Raw genomic sequence first — 23,260 nt, forward strand, 5'->3', positions numbered from 1 at the left:
TTCACTGAATTTTGAGCGCTATCTTTTCTATTTCTGCATACCAGTCTTCGCCAAACTTTTTGATAAGCGCTTCCTTTACAAATTTATAAATGGGAGTTTGTAATTCTTTTCCCAAAGTACAGGCATCATCACAAATAGGCCAGCGGTGATAATTTACCGCAGAAAACTCTGAGTACTGCTGAACTCTTACTGGGTAAAGTTCGCAAGAAATAGGTTTCTTCCAAGAGGTTTCACCTGCTCGGTAGGCAGCTTCAATTCCGCAAAGCGCAGTTCCGTGATCATCAAAAGTAACATACGCGCATTCTGCTCCATTTACTAAGGGAGTTTCTAATTCGCCAAAATCATTTTCAATGTGCGTACCTTGTTGTTCTATAGCAGCAATGCCCTCTTCCCTAAGGTAAGGTTTTACTTTGGAGTAAACGTCTTTTAAAAGCGCTACTTCTTCGGGTTCTACAGGGGCTCCCGCTTCTCCTTCTACACAGCAAGCTCCTTTGCAAGCACTTAGATTACACACAAAATCCTTGGTAAGGATATCTTCTGAAACGATGGTCTTTCCTATTTGAAACATAGTGCAAATTTAAATTTATTTTCATAGGAATTCCCCCGAATGACAAGATTTAACTTTTAAGAAAAAATTCACGTTTAAAAGCTTGTAGACTAAGCTTTTTGAAATAATTTTGCGCACTTTTAAAATATTGAAAATTTTTACTATGAATTTTGATTTTAAACAAATAATTACGGCAAGTTTAATTTTATTTGCGGTGATCGATATTATTGGGAGTATTCCCATTATAGTTGACTTGCGAAAAAAAGTAGGTCATATTCAAAGTGAAAAAGCATCGATTGTAGCTGCTATTTTAATGATCTTATTTCTTTTTGTAGGAGAAGAAATTTTAGGATTAATTGGGATAGATGTCAACTCTTTTGCTGTAGCAGGTGCTTTTATTCTTTTCTTTTTAGCACTCGAAATGATTTTGGGAATTCAATTGTATAAAGATGATGCGCCAGAGACAGCTTCTATTGTACCTTTGGCCTTTCCTCTCATTGCAGGAGCGGGAACTATGACGACTTTACTTTCTTTACGATCCGAATATGAGACCATCAATATTATTTGCGCAATTGGAATCAATATGATTTTTGTGTATTTGGTATTAAAATCTTCCGCAAAAATTGAAAAGGTACTAGGTTCACAAGGAATTAACGTTGTACGTAAAATTTTTGGTGTAATTTTGTTAGCAATCGCAGTGAAACTATTTGCGACCAATATTCAAAATTTATTTTCTTAGAGATGAAATATTTTATTTACTTTTTGATGATATCAGCATTCGTTTTATTAGGCTATAACGCCACTTTACTAAATCTAGACGATTTATTTGCCAAAGACAGCAGTATAGCTTTAGCCGGAATATTAGCCTGTTTATGTGTGATCGTCTTAATGCTTATTTTGTTGATGTCTAGAGCGATCAAAGAAAAATACGAAAGCGAATAATTAGTTTGGGTTAATTTGTTCAAGTACCTTTTTAACCATAAGATCTTCTTGATTTATAATTCTTTCCATCGCATTAGAGCCAAACAGTTGCTGGGCAATCGTTGCTTTAAGATAGCGTTTAAGCAAGGGTTTATATTTGTTGGTTTTGTAATCAAAATTAAAGCTTCTTAGATATTCAATATAATCTTCAAGCATTACGTCGGTTATTTCAAAATTTTCTGAAAACTCTTTCAAACTCAAAGATTTGTAATAAAGTCGGTCTTTTTCTAATTCCGAAAAGATAAAACGATCCATTACCCCGCTTCTTAGCATATACTTGAGACTTTCAAAATTGAAATCGGTGTCTTTAGGCACAAAGATATCGGGAATAATTCCGCCGCCGCCATAAACAATTTTCCCTTTAGGCGTTTTAAATTTCAGGGAATCGTTGACGTGAATGCTGTCCCTGCTTTCCAATTCTCCATTTCTATAGCGCTTTTCGTAATCTTTAAAGTAATCCTGATTTCCGTTGGTGTAAGGACGTTGTATAGATCTTCCGGTAGGCGTATAATACCTAGCCACGGTTAATCGCACGGCGCTACCATCGCCAAGATCCATCTCGCGTTGCACCAAGCCTTTTCCAAATGAGCGTCTTCCTATAATGGTTCCCACATCATTGTCTTGCAAGGCGCCGGCGATTACTTCACTCGCCGAAGCGGTATTTTCATTAATCAACACATATACTTTGCTGTTTTCAAATTTTCCTCCCTTGGTAGAAAAGGTTTCTTTAACCGAGTTATTTTTGTTTTTTGTGAATAATATGAGTTGGTCTTTCTTTAAAAATTCATCGGCAATTTGGGTGGCTTGCTCAATGTAACCTCCGCCGTTGTCTCTTAGGTCTAACACCAAATTTTTTGCGCCTTCTTTTAGTAAAGCTTCCGCGGAAGCGTTAAATTCATCATAGGTAGTTTCGGCAAAACGATTTACTTTAATGTAGCCTAAGTTTGTGCTTAACATATAAGCAGCATCCACACTTTTAATGGGGATATGGTCTCTTTTTACCTGAAACTCTAGCAAGTCTTTTTCTCCTTTACGGAAGACTTTTAAGGTCACCTCGCTGTTCACTTTTCCTTTAAGAAAATGGGTAAGCGAATCATTATCTAATTCTTGATTGAATAAAGGGATATTGTTTGCGTATAAAATTCGGTCTCCTGCTTCAATGCCCGCTTTTTCACTCGGACTTCCACTCAACGGCCTAATTACGGCAATGGTGTCATTAATTTTATAAAAATTAATCCCGATTCCTACAAAGTCGCCTTTCATATTCTGCGCCACATCTTCGTAATTTCTTTTGGGAATGTAGGTTGAATGTGGATCTAAATTGGTTAAAATGGAATTCACGGTAACGTCTACAATACTGTCTGTATTTACGCTATCTACATACTCATAGTCTATATAATCTATAAGCCGGTTAAGTTTTTCTTTTTTAGCGTTAGACGAAAGAGGATTTTTAGTGCCTCCTCCAAAGTTGAGCATACCTCCCAGTATGACGCCAATAGCGAGAGCAGATCCAATGATAAGAGGTAAATATTTTTGTGCGTATGTTTTCAATAATTATTCATTTAATTGAGTAATGTGATCAATAATAACGCCTGCTTTTTCTAAAAATAGCAGACCTGCATTGTCTTTGTAATCTTGCTGATATACCACGCGTTTAATACCAGATTGATGTATAAGTTTGCTGCATTCCTTACAAGGACTCATAGTAATATATAAAGTAGCATCTTTACAAGATTGTGTAGAGCCAGCAACTTTTAAAATCGCATTGGCTTCTGCGTGGAGCACATACCATTTGGTATATCCTTCTTCGTCTTCACAAGGATTTTCAAAACCGGTTGGCGTACCATTGTAACCATCAGAAATTATCATACGGTCTTTAACAATTACCGCGCCTACTTGACGGCGATTGCAATGCGATAGTTTACCCCATTCTTTAGCAATGCGAAGATATGCTTTATCAAATTTAAGTTGTTTTTTGTCTATCATAATTAAAACTTACAAAGTGAGAGGATATTGTTGCTGAAATGAAGATTTATAGAATCCAATTGGCCATAAGCATAGGAATAACCAAACCTACGACGATGGATGAAACCACCAAAATCCAATCTCTTTTAGAGAATTTAAAAATGGTTTGTACGATAAAGGCTAAAATGAGAACCACTAAAACAACGATAAGCTGCGCAGCTTCAATTCCTAGTGCAAACTCTAAAAGTCTCAGTATTTCTACGCCTTTACTGCCCGTTGTACTTAAGAAAAAGGAAGAAAAACCTAGGCCGTGAATCACTCCAAAAAATAAAGTGGTGATGTACAATATAGTTAATCGGCTTGTATTCTTTTTACCTGCAGTAAAAAGGTTGTAAAGTGCGGTAATTAAGATGGTAATGGGGATAAAAAACTCTACCATCTCACTGTTGGCATGAACCACATCGTAAGCTGCCAATACTAAGGAAACGGTATGTCCAAGAGTAAATATGGTGACTAGCCCCACTACATTCTTCCATTGCTGAAATGTATAGGCTGCCACCAAAACAGTTAAGAACAATACGTGATCGTAAGCATTATAGTCTAACACATGGGTAAGTCCCAATTTAAAGTAAATCCAAAATTCATTCATAAGTGAAATATTATGCTATTTCAAACATACAGTTGAAAAAAGAAACTACCTAAAAATTTGATAAAAAAAAGTGGACTGATTGCAAAAGGGTTAAACTTTAGACAGTGCTGAACCTTTATGGGCTGCAATATGATCTGATTTGTCGCTTTTTATTTCATATTGAGGATCGTTCTCACTCGCGTGGTGTGTATAACCTTTGTATTGAAAATCTGATTTATGTACTTTAGTGATTTTACCCGAAACATGACCCGCTTCTGAATTCCACTTTACGTGATCACCTACTTTATAATTTTTCATAATTTATTGATTTTTAATGAGACATCTATTTTTAGATCCATTAAAGATAAAAAGAATTGCTGAGGTGGGTTTTTAATTTAGTTTCAATTTAACTCTTTTGAAATACATTAAATCGATATTAAAAGTATTTTAAAGCCGATTAGTTTTATTACTTTGATCAATAGATCTAGATTGGAAATTTTGAATAAAACAATGCTAGTACGCGATTTCATCACGTTCCACTAATGTGATAATGAAGTTTAAAGAAATAATAAACAACCGTTTAGAAAAATAAAGAAATCAAATTCAGAAATAGAAAATATGGAAGTTATTTTTGAAACATTATTTATAATAATTTTTAGATATCCAGGGGCGTTTATACGTTGGATTTTTTTGTTTAAAAATAGAAGTTATAAATCAATACTTTAAGACGATTCATCTCTTAACGCTGCAGTTTCATTTATTTTTATAGGCTTAGTAATTGCTGTTTGGCAATTTATTTTATAGTTAGATTCCATTATATGATTGAAACTATAGTAATAGGAGTTATTTTAGCAACTGGAGTTTTTTTAGTTGGAGGAATTGTTAGGTTTTTTCTTTTTAACAAGAATAAAAAATCTTTAAAACTTATTTTTTCAGATTTTTATTACTTGAACCATATAGGAGGTTTAGTGACTATATCTATAATCGTATTGTTATGGAAAGTCTTGAAGTTTTTTCTAAAAAATTAAAACACCGCTGGTGGGCTTCTGAAAGCTCAGAAGTATAGCGCTCTGCTAACAGAAATTTTTGATCCTATGAAGAAAAACTCCTTTCAACTTATTTCTGATAAAAGCATTTGAAAACACCTTGAGTAAAAGCTTTTTTTATATTCTGAAAAGCGATGATGAGATTCTTCCCTGCCCGCTCTTCATTATTTAATAGGTGGCTGGCGGGACTTCTTTGCATTCGTCCAAACTGAAAATTCTGTTATTAATTGTCTTTCCGACAAAGCAGGAATTTTTTGGATTGCAGATTTTTGAATTTTAAATATCGAAAAACCATTACTGAAAACTCAACACTACATTTTTAGTTTTCAGCTTCAGCTTCGAGTTTATTTTTTTTCTCGCTGTCACTACTAACTACTCATTACTGAATGAACATTGAATCTTCAACTCTTTACTTCTTCTTTGTTTTTAAAAATTAGCGTGCGATGAGGGTAAGCTAATTCTACTCCTTCCTTATCAAAGTGTTTCTTTACAGATTCTAACAAATCACAGCGCATATTAAAGGCATCATCAAAATTCTTTGCCCAAGTCCAAGCCCTAACCGTTAAGCTAGATTCATTAATAGAAATAAGTCCTGTGCGAACCATAGGTTTTCCATTAGATTTGTCTACACTAGAGCGATTATCCAAAATCAAGGGATGCTTTTCACATTCCTCTTGCATAATTTGTTTAGCCAAATCTAAATTGCTCTCGTAGGTAATGTGAAACTCAATACGTTCACAAATTTTTAGTTCTCCCAAATCATAATTCACCAGCTTCTCTTTATTGATAATAGAATTAGGAATCACAATCATTTTATTCTCAAAACTACGTATAATGGTATGCCTTAAGGTAATATCGGTCACGGTACCAACCATAGTATCGGTTACTTTAATAATATCACCAACTCGAAAAGGTTTAAAAGAAATAATAAATATTCCGCCCACCAAGTTCGCGAGCGCCTCTTGTGAAGCAACCCCTGCAATAAGCGCAATAACTCCGGCGCCACCAAGAGCAGTTTGCGCTACGCCTTTTAAGGAAGGAAAAGCGAGCAGACCAAAAAGAATTCCAGTAAAATAGATTCCTATCACCGCGACATAGCTCAAAAACTTATAACTTGTAGGGTCTTCTGCATGAGCTACTTTCCTCTTTATACTCGATTTAAACCACATATTTGTTGATGCGGCTCCAACGATGGTGATGACGGCAACGACACCCAAATAAAGAATAAGTTTAAAATCTTCTCTAAGATTCCCGTACTTTTCTTCGTCTACAAAAAGAGAGCACAATGCCATAAAGCCTAGAACTAACCAAAGTGCATTTAAGATTCGTTTCACCCAATTGACCGCTTTGGGGGTTTCATCTGGATATTTTTTTAGTTTCTTGTTTAGCATCCATTGATGCAAGATATTGGTAAGAAAACGCAATAAAATGACACCACCAATGATACTTAAGGCATAAAATAGTTCTAATTTATAGGTTTGAAAAAATTCTATCATAAATTAATAAGCTTTACTTTTTTGTTTCAAAGTACACTAAAATTAACGTGTAGCGATTCTATTTTATCCTTGTTCTTGTGAAGAACAAGAAAAATGCAAGATAAGGAATCCTTCAATCACATCCGCCGCATTTCTTTAATCATCAATTTTACTTTAAATCATACCAAAAAAATAAACAATAATAGAAATATCTCCGAAATACCAAGAGATAAGCTACGTTTAGTAAATCGAATAAAGATACTCTGTAATCAGGATAGTTCTAAAATTGTCACTCATGATATTTGTAGCATTGGTTAAAAAAAGTAATTAAGAAATAAAAACACTCTAATAACTAGAAAAGCCATCAGGTTTAATAATCTGACGACTTTCTTGTTTCTAGCAAGTATGCATTTAATCTCTCATTGAGAGTTTAACCTGCCTATAACATTCGTATAGGTTCCCTAAAACCTGCCTCGAATCTTTAAGGATTTTTTCCGATTCATACCTCGCGTATTTGTTCTTCGGATATTGATTCGGCGTCAGTTATTTTCATCATTTGCTTACCAATATTTTCTCCTTCAAACAAGCCGATAAAAGCGGAAGAAATATTTTCAAAGCCTTCCACTAAATTCTCTTTGTATTTTAGTTGTCCGTTATTTAATCATTCTCCTAGTTGCTTTTTGGCAGCTTCAAATTCTTCTTGATAATCAAAGACCACAAAGCCTTCAACCTTAGCGCTTTTTTTAATCAAATCGTGTTGAGGTCTTGTTCCTTATGGCGGATTTGATTGGTTATATTCGACGATTTGGCCAAAAATCACCATGCGAGAATGTCTATTGACATGTGCAAGAACGGCATCGGAGAGTTTTCTGCCTACATTATCAAAAAATACATCCACACGATTGGGAGAAGCTTTCTGAATGGCTTTTTGCATGTCTATGGTCTTCTTATAATTGATGTCTACATCCAAACCCAAATCGTTTTTGAGGTAGTCAATTTTCTTGTCGGATCCGGAATTCCTATTACGTTGCATCCTTGTCCCGCGATACTTCCTACAGCACCAGTCGCTCCAGAAATCACTATGGTTTCTTCTTTTTGTGGTTTTCCAATTCTTAGCATTCCAAAATACGCAGCCAAACCGGGTATGCCTAAAATACTTACTGCGCTAGAAATAGGTGCCAAATCCGGATTTACTTTCTCCAAAGCATGAGGTTTCTGACAAAAATATTTTTGTCAAGGAAAATCGTTCTTTTAAGGAAGTCATCATCTCCTTTATCCATAAACCCACGCATGCCAGGATCTACCGAGACATATAAACTTTTAGCAACACTTCTTCATCTTTAGTTTTTGGCATGTCTATGTCGTTTAAACCAAAGGTACTTTTGGTAGGTCTGCCCGAGGGATGCTCTGCTAATACAATTTCTTTTTTCATTTTCTTTATTATTATGCGGTAACAATTTTGAAATTCCCACAAGTTCTGCAAGAATCCCTTTCATTAGTTTAAAACCTTTTTTACTTGCTAATGTAGCATAGGTCATATTTATTTTCCTTTCAACATTCAAATACTCAAACACGTTTTGTGCTGCTTGTTTCATAGTTGGCATTTTCCAAAGACCAGAGGCCCTTACCACTTCCCCAGCCAGATATACGTCTTTCATTTTAATTGGTGAATGTATTTCTTCATCTTCAGCAGAGCGTACATATATTTGTGCTAATGCTTCGCCTGAAGTTTCCAGAATTGTTTTTGCTGAATTTGTCTTCTGATGAAGATTTTCTAATTGGGTGTTATACTGAAATTTTACACCTCGAGATTCTAGTTTTTCAACTAACATGATAACCATTTCAGACGTAGGACGGTTGAAGCAATAAGATTTAGAATATTTTCCCGGTGGTAAATGTGGACTCTCTTTCATAGGCAGAAACATCAATACAAAACTATCCATAATATTTACCACTTTGCTTTCTATACGTGTACCTGTTAAAATGCCGAACCAATTTAATAAACTGTTGGGTATGCTCTTTAAAATCATCGATTCCTATTGCATCTCCAGCTTTTTGATGAGCTTGCTGTGCTCGTTCTTCATCTGAAGAATTAGTATGATGAATTATTTTTTTGCCAAGCTTAGCATATCTTTCATCGAAAGATTAAAGATATCAACCAAATCTTTAAAAGTTTCTAATTTTAAAGATCCCGTACGATTAACTGCTACTTTACTTTCAGATTTACTTCCATAAAAAATATAATCACCCACAGCAGATAAGGTGTACAAAAGCCCTGCTCGATATAAAACATCAAAATAAGTTGAACCCAATGCTCTTATAGAATGTTCTTCAAAACGTTTGATTTTTTTGTTGAAATATCCTTTCATCTTCCCTCCACAATGATTACTACTTTCAATCACGATAATGTCTATATTTTGCTCTTCACTCAATTCAAAAGCAATAACGAGACCAGAGATACCCCCGCCTACAACGGCTATTTTTTGATTGCACCAACTTGGCTATTGTGTCGAATCTTATTTTAAAATTAACCATGAATGTATAATTTTAATAGATTTAACAATCTATGTTTTAAAGATTAAAAATTATGTCTTATAGCGAAGCGGTTTAAAAGCATAGTCGGACACGACTCACTTCAAATATAAAAAATAAGAAATAGGACTACGCTAAAGAAAATGTAAAATTAAGCTGAATATTAAATCATGCCCTAAAAATGAAAAGCTAGTATAATCAAATCCGTAAAGAGAATAAACCTCTTAATATTCAGCGGAAATACCCTGTAAATAAGGGTTTTTCACAAGTGGTGAAATCTGCTTTTTGGACAAAAAAATCTTTAGATGAGAGATTTTATTTCTTCTGGTATCTACAGGAAGCTAAAAACCTTACTTTAACATGAAACGCGGAAAAGTTGATTTTTAGACTTATTGTGGCATAAAAAAAATTAAAACTCTTATTTATAAGGGAATAAGTTGATGATTAGTATTATTTGATACTCATTTACTAAAATCATTTCCGAAGAGAGGATCAATTTTTTAAAGCCAAGAACTGAAAGTATAGATAAGTTCAATATCTTTAAACTTATATTTTCAACATTAAAAAAGTTTTATGAAGAAGAATTTAAGAACATTGTTTAGTTTGTTTCTTGTCGTTGGAGGTTTGCAGCTACAAGCACAAGAGCAAATGGTTGATAACATCGTAGAGGAGGCCAATGACAACTCTAAACTAGAAGAAATTGCTCACGAATTAATGGATGTAGTAGGTCCTAGATTGGTGGGAACTCCGCAAATGAAACAAGCCCACGATTGGGCGGTAAAAAAATACGCTGGCTGGGGAATCTCTGCCGAAAATCAGGAATATGGAACTTGGCGTGCTTGGGAACGCGGGATCACTCATATTGATATGATTGAACCTAGAGTAAGCTCTTTGCAAGGTCAACAATTAGCTTGGAGTCCTTCCACAAAGAAAAAAGGAGTGACGGCAGAAGTTGTGATTTTACCGGAAGCTTCAAGTGCTGGGGAGTTTAAGAAAATGCTTTCTGGCGTGAAAGGAAAATTTGTATTGATGTCTGCGCTTCAGCCAACGGGACGACCTGCCCATAATTGGGAAAAATGGGCAACCGATAAGTCTTGGGATAAGATGAAGGGAGCTATGAAAGAAACGGATTCTCTTTGGAGAAACCGCGTTAAAAATACAGGTTATACTTCTAAAGAACTCTCTAAAGTATTGGAAGAAGCGGGAGCTGAAGGAATTATTACTTCGTATTGGTCTAAAGGATTTGGTGCTAATAAAATATTTGGCGCTTACACGAAAGACGTTCCTAGTATTGATGTTTCTTTAGAAGATTATGGATTGCTTTACCGTCTAGCGGAAAGTGGAAATACACCAAAACTTAAAGTGGTAGCTCAATCTAAAGATTTGGGAGAAACACCAACCTTTAATACGATTGCTAGAATTGAAGGAAGCGAAAAGCCCGAAGAGTATGTAATTCTTTCTGCACATTTTGATTCTTGGGATGGTGGTACAGGTGCTACCGATAACGGAACAGGAACTATGGTAATGATGGAAGCGATGCGAATCCTTAAAAAATTATATCCAAACCCGAAGCGTACGATTATTGCGGGACATTGGGGAAGTGAGGAGCAAGGTCTTAACGGGTCAAGAGCTTTTGTAAAAGATCATCCAGAAATTGTGGCCAATGTGCAAGCGTCTTTTAACCAAGATAATGGTACCGGTCGTGTAAAGAGTATTAACGGACAAGGTTTTTTACACGCTTATGATTACATTAATAGATGGTTAGCGCCAGTTCCGCAGGAGATTAAAGGAGAAATAGAGACTTCTTTCCCAGGTCTGCCATCAGGAGGAGGATCAGATTATGCTTCTTTTGTTGCAGCAGGAGCACCGGCCTTTAGCTTAAGCTCTTTAAGTTGGTCGTACGGGAATTATACGTGGCATACCAATTTAGATACCTACGATAAAATTGTATTTGATGATGTGCGTAATAATGTGATTTTAACAGCGATTATGACCTATATGGCTAGTGAAGATCCTGAAAAAACATCTAACGAAAAATCGGTTCTTCCTATGAACTCTAGAGCTGGTAAGCAAATGGAATGGCCAGAAGCAAGAGATGCTACAAGAAAAGGAGGATTGGATTAAGCTTATCTTTATGAAGTAATAAAAGCCGTCTTAAAATTTACTTTTTAAGACGGCTTCTTTTTAAGCAGTTTTGAGTGAAGATATTAGTCCAAGGTTTGAACTCCACCACCGTTTACGAAGATCACTTGTCCGCTCGTCCATTTTGAAATGGGAGCAGCAAAGTACAATACAGCACCGGCAATATCTTCTGGTTCTCCTAAACGTTTGATTGGTGTATGTGCCAACATTTTCTTTTCTATTTCTGGAGTCAATACCGTACTCAAAGCGTGAGTTTTTACAGCTCCAGGTCCAATAGCGTTGATACGAATTTCATCTGGGCCATAATCAAAAGCTAGATTACGTGTCATATGGTTTATTGCTGCTTTTGAAGAAGCATACGCACTAATCGCCGGACTCTTATTTACGGAAGCCATAGAAGACATATTGATAATGCTCCCATAACCGGCTTTTTTCATATGTGGTGCTACCAATTGGCAAAGACGCCACATACTAAACACGTTCATTTCGAACACTTTTTTAAACTGCTCTACTTCGATGTCATACGGACTTTCTTTTCCGGCGCCACCGCCACCAACGTTATTTACTAAAATGTGGATTCCTCCATATTCTTTCATGGTTTTATTGACCAAATTCACCAAAGCTTTGTCTTTGGTCACATCACAGTCTATGGCAATGGCTTTTCCGCCCTTGTCGATAATTTCCTTGGCTGTCTTTTTAGCATCATCCAAATTATAGTCAGATACGACCACATTGGCACCAAAAGCGGCCAGCATTTCACAGCTCGCTTTTCCTATTCCGTTTGCACCACCGGTAATGATGGCGGTTTTTCCTTTTAAATCAAATAATTTTGAGGTATCCATAGTTTTCTTTTTTAAAAATTAATTTTGAATATTGTTTGTCCGTTGTTTAAGATTTATTCTTAGCTCTTTAACCGGACACTACTGTTATTTTTTATAAATTTTCTTGTTTCTTAATGCTTATTGCTTCATCCTTATTTTTTTGAATGAGGAATCAGTTTTAAAAGGCTTGTAAGTCCCGCAAGAATACCTTCCATTAGTTTAAACCCTTTTGTGCTTAACAAGGTCGCAAACTCCATATTTACTTTTATGTCAGTTTCTAAAAACGTGAAAATTTCTTGCGCAGCTTGTTTACCAGACATTGAAGCCTGCTCCATCGTAGGGATTTTCCATCGTCCTGGCACGCTTACCACTTCGCCAGCAAGGAAAATACCTTTTCTTTGGGTTGCCGAGTGGATTTCCAGATCTTCTGCAGATCGCACATATATTTGTGAAAGATTGACCCAGCGATACCCATCGTCTTGAATAATACCAAACTCTGCCGTCTCGAGTGTTGAGTATTTCTCCCAATCTTTTGTGTATTTTAAATAAACAGGGTCAATTACTGCGTGTTCCATTAATGCCACTCTTTCTTCTTCAGAAGTTATTCCTAATTGAAATAGAATCTCCTGTTTTACTTCCGCAGGTGTACACTCCATAAATCGCTTTCCGTAAAGTGCTCCTTCATTAAATGGGGAACTGCAGGTTGCAGATAAGTTATAAGGTTTTTCCTCTGGAAAATTGACATCTTTCCAAAATGCACCTTGATGTTGAATTTGAAATACAATATTCCATGGCGCATCAAAGCTTAGGTTGTACGATTTTCCAGCAAAGTCCTTAAAGGCTTTTGGGATTTGTTTCATAGCAAACTGCGTCCCAAACGACCACTCATCGTTAAACGGTTTTTTTACTCCTTGTAACACCCCTAATTTCCACATTACTTCGTGTGGCACGGCCATGATACAAGCATCAAAAGTATTGTTCGGTATTTTCTCACCTGAAGTTTCGAGCCTCGTTTTCCCTGAAATGGCATCGTGATGTATATTCTTTAAGCGTTTATTATACTGAAACTTTACACCTCGGGAAACCAGCTTTTCAACTAACATCGCCACGACTTCAGAAGTTGGACGATTAAAGCAATACGATTTAGAATGTTTGCCAGGCGGAAGGTGCGGGCTCTCTTTCATAGGTAAAAACATCAAGACAAAACTGTCCATAATGTCAACGGCCTTGCTCTCCATTCTGGCCCCAGTTAAAATCCCAAACCAGTTGATGATAAACTGTTTGGTATGTTCATTAAATTTATCGATTCCAATAACATTTCCAGCTTTTAAATGTGCTTGTTCCTCACGTTCTTTATATGAAGCATTTACGTGAGCTGCAATCTTTCTTGCCAAACTTAACATATCTGTTACCGAAAGGTCAAATGTGGAAACAAGCTCCTTAAAGGTTTCAAGTTTTAAGGAATCGGTTCGGTCAACGGCTACCTTTCTACCTGTTTTACTTTCATAAAATTTATAATCATCTACAGCGGTAAGAGTGTGTAATAAATCGGCACGGTTCAAAACATCAAAAAAAGCAAAATAAGTAGAACCTAAGGCTCTAATGGAGTGCTCCTCAAACCTATTTGTCTTTTCATTGTAATATCCTTTCATTTTACCGCCACAGGAATCACTTCCTTCAATAATGGTAATATCCAGACTAGGGTCTTCACTAAGTTCAAAAGCCGAAACAAGACCAGAGATTCCTCCTCCGACTATGGCTATTTCTTTTGTTGTTCTCATGGGGTTACTTTTTAAAAACGGTTATCCCTTCTTTAATGGTTTCCAATACGTGAATATCTCTTATCTCCATCGGTTCTACTTTAAGTGGATTTTTATCCAACACCACGAAATCGGCTAATTTCCCTTGGATTAAACTTCCTTTACGGTCTTCCTCAAAAAACTCATACGCTGCGTGGCTGGTAATGGCTTTTAAGGCTTGGTAAGGTGTTGCTTTTTCATCGGGGCCTATCACTTCTCCAGATCTTGAGACACGGCTTACTGCCGTCCAAATCGTAAAAATTGGATCTATGGGCGTTACGGTAGCATCAGAATGATTGGTGTATTTTAAACCTAATTTTTCCGCGGAAGCAATCGGACTTAAAAAGTAAGCTCTTTCTTTACCTAGGTTTTCTATGTGTACATCTCCCCAGAAATAGACGTGGTTGGTGAAGAATGAAGGCTCCAGCTTGTATTTTTTATAGGTTTCCAATTGTTCGGGGCGCACAAATTGCGAATGAATCACAATGGTCCTTCGATCTTTGTCCAAGGCTTGATCGAGTTTTTTACAGGCATTTTCGTGAGCGGCAATCACCATATCTATAGAAGCGTCGCCGTTACTGTGAATAAAAAGTTGATTCTCATTCTTATAAGCCAATATGAATAAATCATTCAGCGTTTCCTGAGATAAGCTAGGAAGTCCTTTACAATCACTTTCACACCCGTCAACCGGAGTTAAAAAAGGCTTGGTAAAAAAAGCGGTTTTCCCTTGTGGGGAGCCATCGGCAATAATTTTTGTGCCTTGAACTTTAAATCCATTTTTGTAGGTTTTCCAATGGAGAAGCGAATCCTCTAAATTGGTTTCTAGGTCGGTATATCCAGCTAAAGCCATCAGGTCTATTTTAAATTTTCCAGCATCGGCCTGTGACTGAAAAAATTGAATGGCATTGCGGTCGCTCATCCCATCTTGTGCGGTAGTGATTCCATTACTTGCATATTTATCTTGCGTGCTTTCAAAGAAATCGGCTTGTTTTTTTTGTAAAATTTGCATCATCGTTCCCATAAATGGATACATAGCTGTTTCTTGCACCAAACCGGCAGGTTCTTTAGAATTTGGAAGCCTCGCAATACTTCCGCCTTCAGGGTTTTTTGTTGCTGCGGAAATATTCATTTTTTCCAATGCCTTGGAATTGGCAACGCCCATATGGCCGCTGGTATGTACCAAATAAACCGGATTATTGGGCAAAACAGAATCGATTTCTTTTTTATGAAGGTGGCGTTTTTCTTTTAACTGACTCTCATCATAGCCCCAGCCAAAAATCCATTCCCCATCAGGGAGGTTATTATCGGTTTTATAGGCTTCCATTTTCTGCAACACATTTGCAATAGTTTTGACTTCCCCTACAGGCGGCGAATTCAAATCGACTTGCCCCATGGTGTTGCTTACCATCCCAAAATGGCTGTGTGGATCTATAAATCCGGGGAGCATAGTTTTCCCTTTTAAATCAATTTTCTTAGCGTTTGTATACTTTTCTTCGGCCTCTTTTTGACTTCCCACAAAGGCAATCTTTCCATCTTCTTCTACGATGGCTTCCGCATAAGTAGGCTTTTCTGCAGCCATCGTAAGGATATCCCCGTTGTGGTATAATTGAGCAGAAGATTCATCGGTTTCTGAAACTGGCTTTTTATCTTCTTTTTGTTTACAACTGATGCTGATCGCAAGCAGAAGGATAGCGATTAAAATCTTTTTCATAGTTTAATTTTTATGTTTTTCAATCCAAGTACATTCTTTTAAGGTAAGATAATTCACTATCCCAGAAACAATTCCTGCAATTACCCCAATAATAATTAATGCTGAAACCAAAGGAACCTCAACCGTTCCCATATATTTTTGCCATAAAACCGCTAAGGAAGTCAGTACCCCAAAGGTGAAAAAACCGTGCTTAATGGTAAGCCAAAAAGCAGTAGGATAAAACGGGGCTTTCTCTCCTTTTATGCCAAAATAAGCCACGAGCGTTAGAATCATAGCCAAGGTAATCGCGAGCACCACCGAAGTACCCAAAACGGTTTCGGTCGTATTTGTAATTGAATCTACTGAAATAGGAATAGAGTCGTGGCCTTTTAAGAAAAAATATTGAATTCCGCCATTAATCGCGGCATTAATAAACCCTGTGAGCACCGCTCCTTTAACTAATTTTGAATTTGTTGCTGCATCCATAATTTTTGGTTTAGTTGGTGTTGATTTTTATTCGCTTTTTAGCTTTGTGTTTAAATTCCTTAAAACCGAAATGGACGACGATTTACCTTTACAGGAATTAGAATTTTATTTCCCACGGACTCATTTCTTAGACCTTTAGGAGAAAAAAATTCAGTTATCCTATTCAAAAAATTTCTTGTTTTTAAAGTTTTCATATCTGTTTTATTTAGTTTCTATTTTTTTAAATGAAATCTTGATAGTTAAAGATTTTAAATTACAAACTTTTGAATAATTATGGACTCCAAAAATTACTTCTGAAATCCATAATCAACAATCTTAAATCGTTAATCTTTATGAAGTTGGCATTTTACTTTTATAAACACCACCGCCATTTACAGTAAGCTCCGTACCTGTAATCCAAGATGCGGCTTCACTTAGTAAGAAAGCCATTGCATTAGCAATATCTTGTGGCAGTCCACGTCTTTTTAATACAATTCCTTTTACTACATTATCAATCATCTCTTGGGTATAACCAGCTTCTTTAGAAGATGCGCCATTATCTATTGTACCAATGATTAAAGAATTAAAACGAACTTCTGGTCCTGAGGCAACCACCATACTTCGGGACATATTTAAAAGTCCAGCTTTTGCCGTACTGTATTCAATAAATTCTGGCGATGGCGTATTCCCAACGGCAGAACCAGAAAATACAACGGAAGCATTTTTTTCTTTCTTCAAATAAGGCATACAGAATTTCGTTAAGTTATAAGCACTTAAAGTATTCAGTTTATAGCCATTTACCATTTTTTCGGTATCTGATCCAAAAAGTGGCGTGTTCGCTCCCCAACCTACGTTGTTAATTACGGCAGAAATTTTCCCGAATTTATCTACGGTATTTTTTACTAAATTTTCAATTTCTTTTTCTTCCGTAAAGTCAACTTTCATCACTAAAGTTGCGTTGCCGGTTTCCTTTTCAATATCAGCAGCGATTTTTTTTACTTTTTCTTCGGCTAAATCGGCCATAACAATGTTAGCGCCTAACGAACTTAGGAAGCGAGAAGCTTCACTTCCAATGGCACCTGCGGCACCAGAGATGATGATTACTTTTCCTTTAAAATCGAATAATTCTTGAATGTTTTTTATGGTTTAAAGTTTAAATAGTTAAGCTGTAGTTTAATATAGCGTTGTTTTCAAGTCCTTCCGCCGCGGCGGAGAGGATTTAGGAGGGGGATGGGATTTAAGATTGAAAACTCATCCTATCCCCAGCCCTTTCCCGAGGAAAGAGAGCCAATATTTTTTAATCCCCATTGAGGGTTTAATTTCCCGAAGCCCATCTATGTCTGGCTTTTAATCGTCCCATTCATTTTTGATATCCTGTTCTAATTTTTGGTAGCGTTCACGTAATTCAGGACTTATTTTCTTACCTCGTTTGTGTAATTTCCGAAGCTGTAAAGCAAAGAAGATACTAAATAAACCGCCAAATAGAAAACTAAGGGCGACTAACCAAACAACGCTTAAACCTGCAAATGCCGGATTCCAAAGTAGAATAAAAGAAAAAATGGCGCCTAAGATTCCGAAAATTAATAATCCGCCCCAACTTTTACTTCCGTAGCGTTTTACATCTAAAGCAAAGCTAATGGAAGAAATAGATCGAAATAAGATGGTGAAGCCGATGTAAAAAGAGAGTGCAGTAAGGAATAATCCTGGATTGGAAAGAAGTGAAATTCCAATAAGGAAAGTGATGATTCCAAACGCTAAAGACCAACCCCAATTGACCATTCGGTGTCGGTTAGCCATGGAGAACACAATTTCTGAAGCTCCACCAATGAGAAAGGAAACGGCGAATAAAATTGCCAAAGTAATCAATGAACTTAAAGGCGAGGTAAACACCACTATACTGACGATGACAAAAAAGATTTCCACCAATAGCGGAATGTACCAATGCTTAATGGCGTCTTTAATTGATTTTAAAAATAAAGTTTGCATGATAAGATAGTTAGGTTGATTTTATATTAAACGCTTTAATAGCCTTCTTTATGACAGAATCATTTTACTTCGGAATAACCTATCTGAAAAGTATTTAAGCTTGCGCTAATACAAATATACGTTTAGTTCGTAACAGCACGAACCATATTTAACTAAATTATAAGGATTCATTTAAATAACAGCGTATTAGATACTAAAGATCGGGTTATTTTTCTGTATTGCGATGCTTTTTAAGGCTTTCCATAGTAGTTTTTACTAAATCTTGTGTCTTTTTCAAATAGATTTGAGCGATATTTCCTACAGACTTTTCTGGAGTGAATTTTATAGGGTGGTATTTTTTATTGTAAGCATTTATTTTATCGACCATCTCAATTTCTCTTTTTAAAGATTGGTGATATAGTTCTAAGGATTCCAATTGATAATACTTCGCAACTTTGAAATAACGTTTTCTGTCACCAGGCTTAGTATGATAAGAGATATATCCTAATTGGAGCAGTACATTAACGTTGACAGATGTGGAGCTCTTACTTGCTTTTATGATTTTTCGAATCTCTTCAAAAGACAGACCGTCGTAAGAGGATATAGTTAATAAAGAATAAATTCTTGCCGCCAAGGGAGATATGCCAAGACGCTCTTCTATTAAAAGGCCTATATCTTCTAAAAGTTGGTTTCTTTCTTTAGGATTTGGCATAAGACTTTAAAATAAATTTACTTTATAAGATTGAACCAAGGTAAGAAGAAATCAACGAATAATCGTATATCCTTGTATTTGATAGGTAGGGATATCTATCAATGCCGATAAAGTGAGTTTTACCTGCGGATTCAAATCTGTTTTTGGATTTATTTTCTTTTTTGCAGCTGCTTGTCCGCAAAGGTGGATAGTAACGCCATAATCTACGAGTTTATCAATCAAATCTATATTAGGATTGGGTTTTTCCATTCTTTCTAAATACGCATCTGCCGAAAGTACGATAGGAGTAGCGGGACCGCTAATTACCGCAGCAAGCTGAATATTCTTTTTTGGGACTCCGCTATTCTCTAGGAGGTTGACGGTTCTCGCCATTTTCCAGAGAGAAATATTTACTCCTTCTCGTTCCTTACTCGTAGTGATGTGAAAAAACATTTTATAGGTAGTAGCAGGATTTGGTTGAATGGCGACATTTTCGTAATCTACAATTCTACCATAACCTTCAATGGTTGGTGTTTTCCAGTTTTGAGCATTCATATGGAATTGAATTATTGCTATAAATACTATGCTGAGGTATAATTTCATCTTGTGGTTTTTTATAACAGCTACTTAAAAAACTGCTGTTTTAATTTTTTATGGTTATTCTTTAAGGCTTCAAGCGGTTCAGATTGTTGTAAAAGGCACCACTTAATGGCTCTTTGAAGCAAAGATGCCCCAAACTTTTTAAACGAAGAAAAATTTTCTTTTCCGTTTTCAAAATAATCGGTTAAAGAGTCTTGTCTAAAGTGAAGAATTTCTTCCAAATTATCTCCGTCTGCATAATATCCGCAGTGAAAGTTTTTTTCGGCGAAAGCCTTATCCGGAAATGTAAATTCACCTAAGCCGTATATTTTAAAAGATCGGGTTAAAAAATCTTTATAAGAGGTTCTGCACGATTCTCCACCACCTAGGTTAAAAATCTTTTTAGAGAGTTTTTTTTGCTTCGGAATGGCGTTTACGAAAGCACGCGCCGTATCTGAAGGTGTTGCAATCTCCAGCGAAGTATCTAAAAGCTGATGAAACATCAATTTAGACATTTTATGACCGTCTATAATCGCTGCTAATCTAAAAATAGTCCAGTCTAAGCTGCTGTGATGTAAAATTTCTTCTGAAGCAATTTTTGTAAGTGCATATTCGTTCCCAGGGCTTGGCGTGAGAGGATCACCAACTTTAATGTAGGGATCTTTGAGGCGATCTACATATACCGAAATAGAGGAACTATAAAAAACAATGCGGAGATTGTTGCTCTAGAAGCTGAACCAAATTACGAGTTCCTTCGGTATTTACTTTTTGAGCTAACTTTGGGGAATCATCTGCTAGCAGCGGAATAATAGCTGCTAAATGTATAACCACATCTTTATTGGAAGCTGCTTTAGGTTGGTAATGTCTCCGTAAACCAATTTTGCTTTATCTTGAAACGGACTTAATTTTTTGACGGAAGCTTTGGTTTTTTTATTGAAAACCGTCACTTCCAATGCTGGAATTTTTACCAACTGCTTAAGACATTCTATTCCTACAGTTCCTGAAGCTCCCGTTAATAATACTGATTTTTTTTTGCTCATATAAAGGCCGAATTAACCAAATTAGCATTCATTAATAGTTTGTAAACCAAATTGATACTATAAAGCAAAGCGTAATCTAGAATTTATTTTAGGTTTGAATTCTAGATTACGCTTGAGTTGAGATTAAGATTAACCTCTATTCTAAATTCTATTTATTATAGATAAACCGCTTCAAAAACAGCTAAAGGCGCTCTTCTTCCAACGTTTAATGATAGAGTATCACCATTAATAGTGTAATTATCTGTCAATTCAAAAACCTTTAAAAAGTCAGCTTCATTCACATCTACGTCTGGACAAGCCATCATCGTAGTGGCCATTTGTGAGAAACTAATTCTGTTTCCTTCTTCTAGCTTATAAGTACCAGACATACCGTTACAACCTGCAAAACCAACGACTCTGTTTTCATTCATCTTTAAGGTAAAATAGATCTCCTTTTCTTGGTTTTTGCTCATTTTTACGGGCTGTCCCTCTAAGGTTTTCAGTTTCCAATATTTTTCAACAATAGGTTCAGCGTTTTTATCTACTTTCTTAAAAATAGCCAATGGCGCTCTTTTCCCTACGTTAAGTTCCAATTGATCACCATTAATTCGGTAATTATCGGTCATATCTAATACTTTCATCAATTCAGATTCATTGAAAGCACCTTCTGGACAAGCCATTCTAGTTAGTCCTAAGGTAGAAAAGCTAAGGCGATTTCCTGCTTTAAGCTCATAACTTCCAAAGAAACTATTACATCCTGCATATCCTGTTACTCTATTCTCTTCTGTATTTAAGGTAAAGCTAATCAGCTTTCCATTTTGAGAAGCCTCAATCTTTTCTCCTTCTAACTGTTCCAAAACCCACTGAGTTTCGGTAATAGCGCTATCATTCATTTCGGTTGTTTTATCGTTTGATTCTTTGTCTTGACTAGGCCCACAGCTATAAAGTGACATAGCGGCAAGTGCCAATGTGAAAATTTTTAATTTCATAACTTAGATTTTAAATGTTAGTATTTAATAGTTAGTAAAGATGCTTTAAAACTTTGGATGCAAATTATCGCTTATAGGCTGGATGGCATCATATAAAAAAGCTAAATTAAAGTGAAAGTTTTAATAACACAAAAAGCTTTATACACAAAGGATGCCATAAAATATTCTCTAGTTGAATATCGTAAATTTTTAGAATTATTTCACTTTTGAAGCAAACGTATAGGTAATGAAATTGAGATGTCTAACTGGAAGTTACCCGAAAGATTCTTGTCATAACGAGAATAGAAGAATGATAAACTATTTTATAGGTAATACCAAATTAACCATATAATGCCGCATTTAAACTCGGTCATTTTCCTCCCGAGGCTTCGGGACTATTTCCCTCGCCCGTACCGGTCAAGCGGGTTGCTCATAACTTCCATAGCTATACTTCGACTTTACTCAGCACGAGTGGCTATGCAAACCAATCGCAGCGTCATAGAACGAAAAAGCAACTTTATTTTTTGTACGACATTACGAAATTAAATTGGGATAACTATCTCTTGCTACGCTTGGGTAATGACTTTCATAGCTTTTAACTTCTCCTTCAATTTTTTTGTAGATCAGGCTTCTGTTGAGTTCTTCCAAGTGATTGCAACCAGCGGCGGCAAAAAGCTCTAAAAATTCTTTTAAGGTTTGCTGCTGATAGTTTTTTACACGTTCCCACTTATCGGATACCACTAAGCCACGCATTAAACTTGAATTATTCGTGGTGACTCCTGTAGGACATTTGTTGGTATCACACTTTAAAGCCTGAATGCAACCTAGAGCAAACATCATCCCACGAGCAGAATTGCAGACGTCTGCCCCTATACATAAGGCTTTAAAGATATCGAATGCGGTAAAAATTTTGGTGGCTGTAAAAACTCTGATTTCTTCTTTAAGTCCGTAGCCGTTTAAGGTATCTACTACAAAAATAAGTGCTTGCTCCCAGGGCATTCCCACATAATTAGAAAAATCTATAGGAGCTGCCCCTGTACCACCTTCAGAGCCATCTACCGTGATAAAATCTGGCTTAATACCGGTTTTGACCATCATCTCACAAATGTCTATAAACTCTTTTTTACTCCCAATACAAAGTTTAAATCCAATGGGTTTGCCATCTGATAGTTTCCGCATTTGCTGTACAAATTTCAGTAATCCTTCAGCATTACTAAAAGCGCTATGTCCGGGAGGAGATAGGATCACGGTATGTGGTTTTACACCTCGTATTCTGGCAATTTCTTCATTGTTTTTAGCGGCAGGTAAGACTCCGCCATGACCGGGTTTGGCACCTTGAGATATTTTTATTTCTATCATTTTCACTTCCGGATAAGCGGCTTTTTCTTTAAATTTTTCCGCAGAAAAATTACCGTCTTCGGTGCGGCAACCAAAATAACCGGTTCCTACTTCATAGACTAAATCTCCTCCTTTTAAATGGTATTCAGAAATACCACCTTCGCCCGTATCGTGAAAGAAATTTCCTGCTTTTGCGCCTAGATTTAAGGCCATCACTGCATTTTTGCTTAATGCGCCATAACTCATGGCAGAAATATTAAAGAGACTGGCAGAGTATTTTTGTGTACAATCCTTGCCACCAACTAAAACCCTAGGAGCTTCTTCTAATTCTTTTGTAGGATAAATACTGTGTTGCATCCATTTGTAATATTCGCTTTCAACGTCTAGTTCGGTGCCAAAGGGATGCGTCTGGTTTTGAAGTTTTGCGCGTTGATAAATATAAGTTCTATGATTTCGGTCTACCGGAGTTCCATCGGTATCAGATTCTACCAAATATTGGTGTAATTCGGGCGCGACCATTTCCATGAGATAGTGGAGTGTCTACCTTTGATGTGACGATTTTTTAGAGTCCATAAATATTTATAGATTTAAATTATGGCAAAAAAACAT

Annotated in this window: 26 protein-coding genes; 3 read left to right on the top strand and 23 right to left on the bottom strand. The window is 36.3% G+C overall.

Annotation, left to right across the window (positions count from 1 at the left end; translation table 11 throughout):
* Position 1 precedes the first annotated feature (1 nt).
* Positions 2 to 568: a DUF3109 family protein gene (locus RBU60_RS10245; RefSeq protein WP_308864841.1), complete on the bottom strand. Its 567-nt coding sequence runs from the start codon at positions 566 to 568 to the stop codon at positions 2 to 4.
* Between the two features lie 142 nt (positions 569 to 710).
* Here RBU60_RS10245 and RBU60_RS10250 point away from each other — a divergent pair, with 142 nt between their 5' ends.
* Together RBU60_RS10250 and RBU60_RS10255 are read left to right on the top strand one after the other, a co-directional pair.
* On the top strand, positions 711 to 1,286 hold the full coding sequence (locus RBU60_RS10250; protein WP_308864843.1) for a MarC family protein: 576 nt from the start codon (positions 711 to 713) through the stop codon (positions 1,284 to 1,286).
* A gap of 2 nt (positions 1,287 to 1,288) precedes the next feature.
* Positions 1,289 to 1,489, top strand: coding sequence for a hypothetical protein (locus RBU60_RS10255; protein WP_308864845.1), 201 nt, complete (start codon positions 1,289 to 1,291; stop codon positions 1,487 to 1,489).
* Here RBU60_RS10255 and RBU60_RS10260 read toward each other — a convergent pair whose 3' ends face one another.
* The 9 genes from RBU60_RS10260 to RBU60_RS10300 all read right to left on the bottom strand — a co-directional run bounded on the left by RBU60_RS10260 (position 1,490) and on the right by RBU60_RS10300 (position 9,122).
* Positions 1,490 to 3,079, bottom strand: coding sequence for a S41 family peptidase (locus RBU60_RS10260; RefSeq protein ID WP_308864846.1), 1,590 nt, complete (start codon positions 3,077 to 3,079; stop codon positions 1,490 to 1,492).
* A gap of 3 nt (positions 3,080 to 3,082) precedes the next feature.
* Entirely contained in the window at positions 3,083 to 3,514 is a 432-nt protein-coding gene (locus RBU60_RS10265) for a deoxycytidylate deaminase (RefSeq protein ID WP_308864847.1), read from the bottom strand.
* A gap of 46 nt (positions 3,515 to 3,560) precedes the next feature.
* Positions 3,561 to 4,142: a HupE/UreJ family protein gene (locus tag RBU60_RS10270; RefSeq protein ID WP_308864849.1), complete on the bottom strand. Its 582-nt coding sequence runs from the start codon at positions 4,140 to 4,142 to the stop codon at positions 3,561 to 3,563.
* 90 nt (positions 4,143 to 4,232) lie between these two features.
* Complete coding sequence (locus RBU60_RS10275; protein WP_308864851.1) at positions 4,233 to 4,439, bottom strand: hypervirulence associated TUDOR domain-containing protein; 207 nt, start codon at positions 4,437 to 4,439, stop codon at positions 4,233 to 4,235.
* Between the two features lie 1,129 nt (positions 4,440 to 5,568).
* On the bottom strand, positions 5,569 to 6,663 hold the full coding sequence (locus RBU60_RS10280) for a mechanosensitive ion channel family protein (RefSeq protein ID WP_308864852.1): 1,095 nt from the start codon (positions 6,661 to 6,663) through the stop codon (positions 5,569 to 5,571).
* Between the two features lie 751 nt (positions 6,664 to 7,414).
* Positions 7,415 to 7,612, bottom strand: coding sequence for a hypothetical protein (locus RBU60_RS10285; protein WP_308864853.1), 198 nt, complete (start codon positions 7,610 to 7,612; stop codon positions 7,415 to 7,417).
* Positions 7,603 to 7,845: a hypothetical protein gene (locus tag RBU60_RS10290; RefSeq protein ID WP_308864855.1), complete on the bottom strand. Its 243-nt coding sequence runs from the start codon at positions 7,843 to 7,845 to the stop codon at positions 7,603 to 7,605. The genes RBU60_RS10285 and RBU60_RS10290 overlap by 10 nt, the downstream gene beginning before the upstream one ends.
* A gap of 137 nt (positions 7,846 to 7,982) precedes the next feature.
* Positions 7,983 to 8,585: a hypothetical protein gene (locus tag RBU60_RS10295; RefSeq protein ID WP_308864856.1), complete on the bottom strand. Its 603-nt coding sequence runs from the start codon at positions 8,583 to 8,585 to the stop codon at positions 7,983 to 7,985.
* Positions 8,586 to 8,747: 162 nt separating this feature from the next.
* Positions 8,748 to 9,122 (bottom strand): NAD(P)-binding protein, encoded by a 375-nt coding sequence (locus RBU60_RS10300; RefSeq protein WP_308864878.1) that lies wholly within the window; start codon positions 9,120 to 9,122, stop codon positions 8,748 to 8,750.
* A 625-nt stretch (positions 9,123 to 9,747) separates the two neighbouring features.
* Here RBU60_RS10300 and RBU60_RS10305 point away from each other — a divergent pair.
* A complete protein-coding gene (locus RBU60_RS10305; RefSeq protein WP_308864857.1) occupies positions 9,748 to 11,298 on the top strand; it encodes a M20/M25/M40 family metallo-hydrolase in 1,551 nt (516 codons plus the stop codon).
* Between the two features lie 83 nt (positions 11,299 to 11,381).
* Here RBU60_RS10305 and RBU60_RS10310 read toward each other — a convergent pair whose 3' ends face one another.
* From RBU60_RS10310 to RBU60_RS10370, 13 genes are all read right to left on the bottom strand, one after another.
* Positions 11,382 to 12,158: a glucose 1-dehydrogenase gene (locus tag RBU60_RS10310; RefSeq protein WP_308864859.1), complete on the bottom strand. Its 777-nt coding sequence runs from the start codon at positions 12,156 to 12,158 to the stop codon at positions 11,382 to 11,384.
* 131 nt (positions 12,159 to 12,289) lie between these two features.
* Positions 12,290 to 13,918 carry an FAD-dependent oxidoreductase gene (locus RBU60_RS10315; RefSeq protein WP_308864860.1) on the bottom strand — a complete coding sequence of 543 codons (1,629 nt, stop codon included), beginning with the start codon at positions 13,916 to 13,918 and terminating at the stop codon, positions 12,290 to 12,292.
* A 4-nt stretch (positions 13,919 to 13,922) separates the two neighbouring features.
* Positions 13,923 to 15,647, bottom strand: coding sequence for an amidohydrolase (locus tag RBU60_RS10320; RefSeq protein WP_308864862.1), 1,725 nt, complete (start codon positions 15,645 to 15,647; stop codon positions 13,923 to 13,925).
* Between the two features lie 3 nt (positions 15,648 to 15,650).
* Positions 15,651 to 16,112: a hypothetical protein gene (locus tag RBU60_RS10325; RefSeq protein WP_308864863.1), complete on the bottom strand. Its 462-nt coding sequence runs from the start codon at positions 16,110 to 16,112 to the stop codon at positions 15,651 to 15,653.
* A 330-nt stretch (positions 16,113 to 16,442) separates the two neighbouring features.
* On the bottom strand, positions 16,443 to 17,234 hold the full coding sequence (locus RBU60_RS10330) for an SDR family oxidoreductase (RefSeq protein ID WP_308864881.1): 792 nt from the start codon (positions 17,232 to 17,234) through the stop codon (positions 16,443 to 16,445).
* A gap of 204 nt (positions 17,235 to 17,438) precedes the next feature.
* Entirely contained in the window at positions 17,439 to 18,077 is a 639-nt protein-coding gene (locus RBU60_RS10335; RefSeq protein WP_308864864.1) for an HdeD family acid-resistance protein, read from the bottom strand.
* Between the two features lie 205 nt (positions 18,078 to 18,282).
* Positions 18,283 to 18,768, bottom strand: a complete 486-nt coding sequence (locus tag RBU60_RS10340) for a GbsR/MarR family transcriptional regulator (RefSeq protein WP_308864866.1) — start codon at positions 18,766 to 18,768, stop codon at positions 18,283 to 18,285.
* A 51-nt stretch (positions 18,769 to 18,819) separates the two neighbouring features.
* Complete coding sequence (locus RBU60_RS10345) at positions 18,820 to 19,350, bottom strand: DsrE family protein (protein ID WP_308864867.1); 531 nt, start codon at positions 19,348 to 19,350, stop codon at positions 18,820 to 18,822.
* A 20-nt stretch (positions 19,351 to 19,370) separates the two neighbouring features.
* On the bottom strand, positions 19,371 to 19,829 hold the full coding sequence (locus tag RBU60_RS10350) for a hypothetical protein (protein WP_308864869.1): 459 nt from the start codon (positions 19,827 to 19,829) through the stop codon (positions 19,371 to 19,373).
* 193 nt (positions 19,830 to 20,022) lie between these two features.
* Positions 20,023 to 20,157, bottom strand: coding sequence for a hypothetical protein (locus RBU60_RS10355; protein WP_308864871.1), 135 nt, complete (start codon positions 20,155 to 20,157; stop codon positions 20,023 to 20,025).
* Positions 20,142 to 20,366, bottom strand: coding sequence for a hypothetical protein (locus RBU60_RS10360; protein ID WP_308864872.1), 225 nt, complete (start codon positions 20,364 to 20,366; stop codon positions 20,142 to 20,144). Before RBU60_RS10360 ends, RBU60_RS10355 begins: the two co-directional genes overlap by 16 nt.
* A gap of 155 nt (positions 20,367 to 20,521) precedes the next feature.
* On the bottom strand, positions 20,522 to 21,334 hold the full coding sequence (locus tag RBU60_RS10365; protein ID WP_308864874.1) for an META domain-containing protein: 813 nt from the start codon (positions 21,332 to 21,334) through the stop codon (positions 20,522 to 20,524).
* Positions 21,335 to 21,847: 513 nt separating this feature from the next.
* Complete coding sequence (locus tag RBU60_RS10370) at positions 21,848 to 23,176, bottom strand: FMN-binding glutamate synthase family protein (protein WP_308864876.1); 1,329 nt, start codon at positions 23,174 to 23,176, stop codon at positions 21,848 to 21,850.
* Positions 23,177 to 23,260 lie beyond the last annotated feature (84 nt).

The sequence above is a fragment of the Mesonia profundi genome, assembly GCF_031085155.1.
In the GTDB taxonomy this organism is placed as follows: domain Bacteria; phylum Bacteroidota; class Bacteroidia; order Flavobacteriales; family Flavobacteriaceae; genus Mesonia; species Mesonia profundi.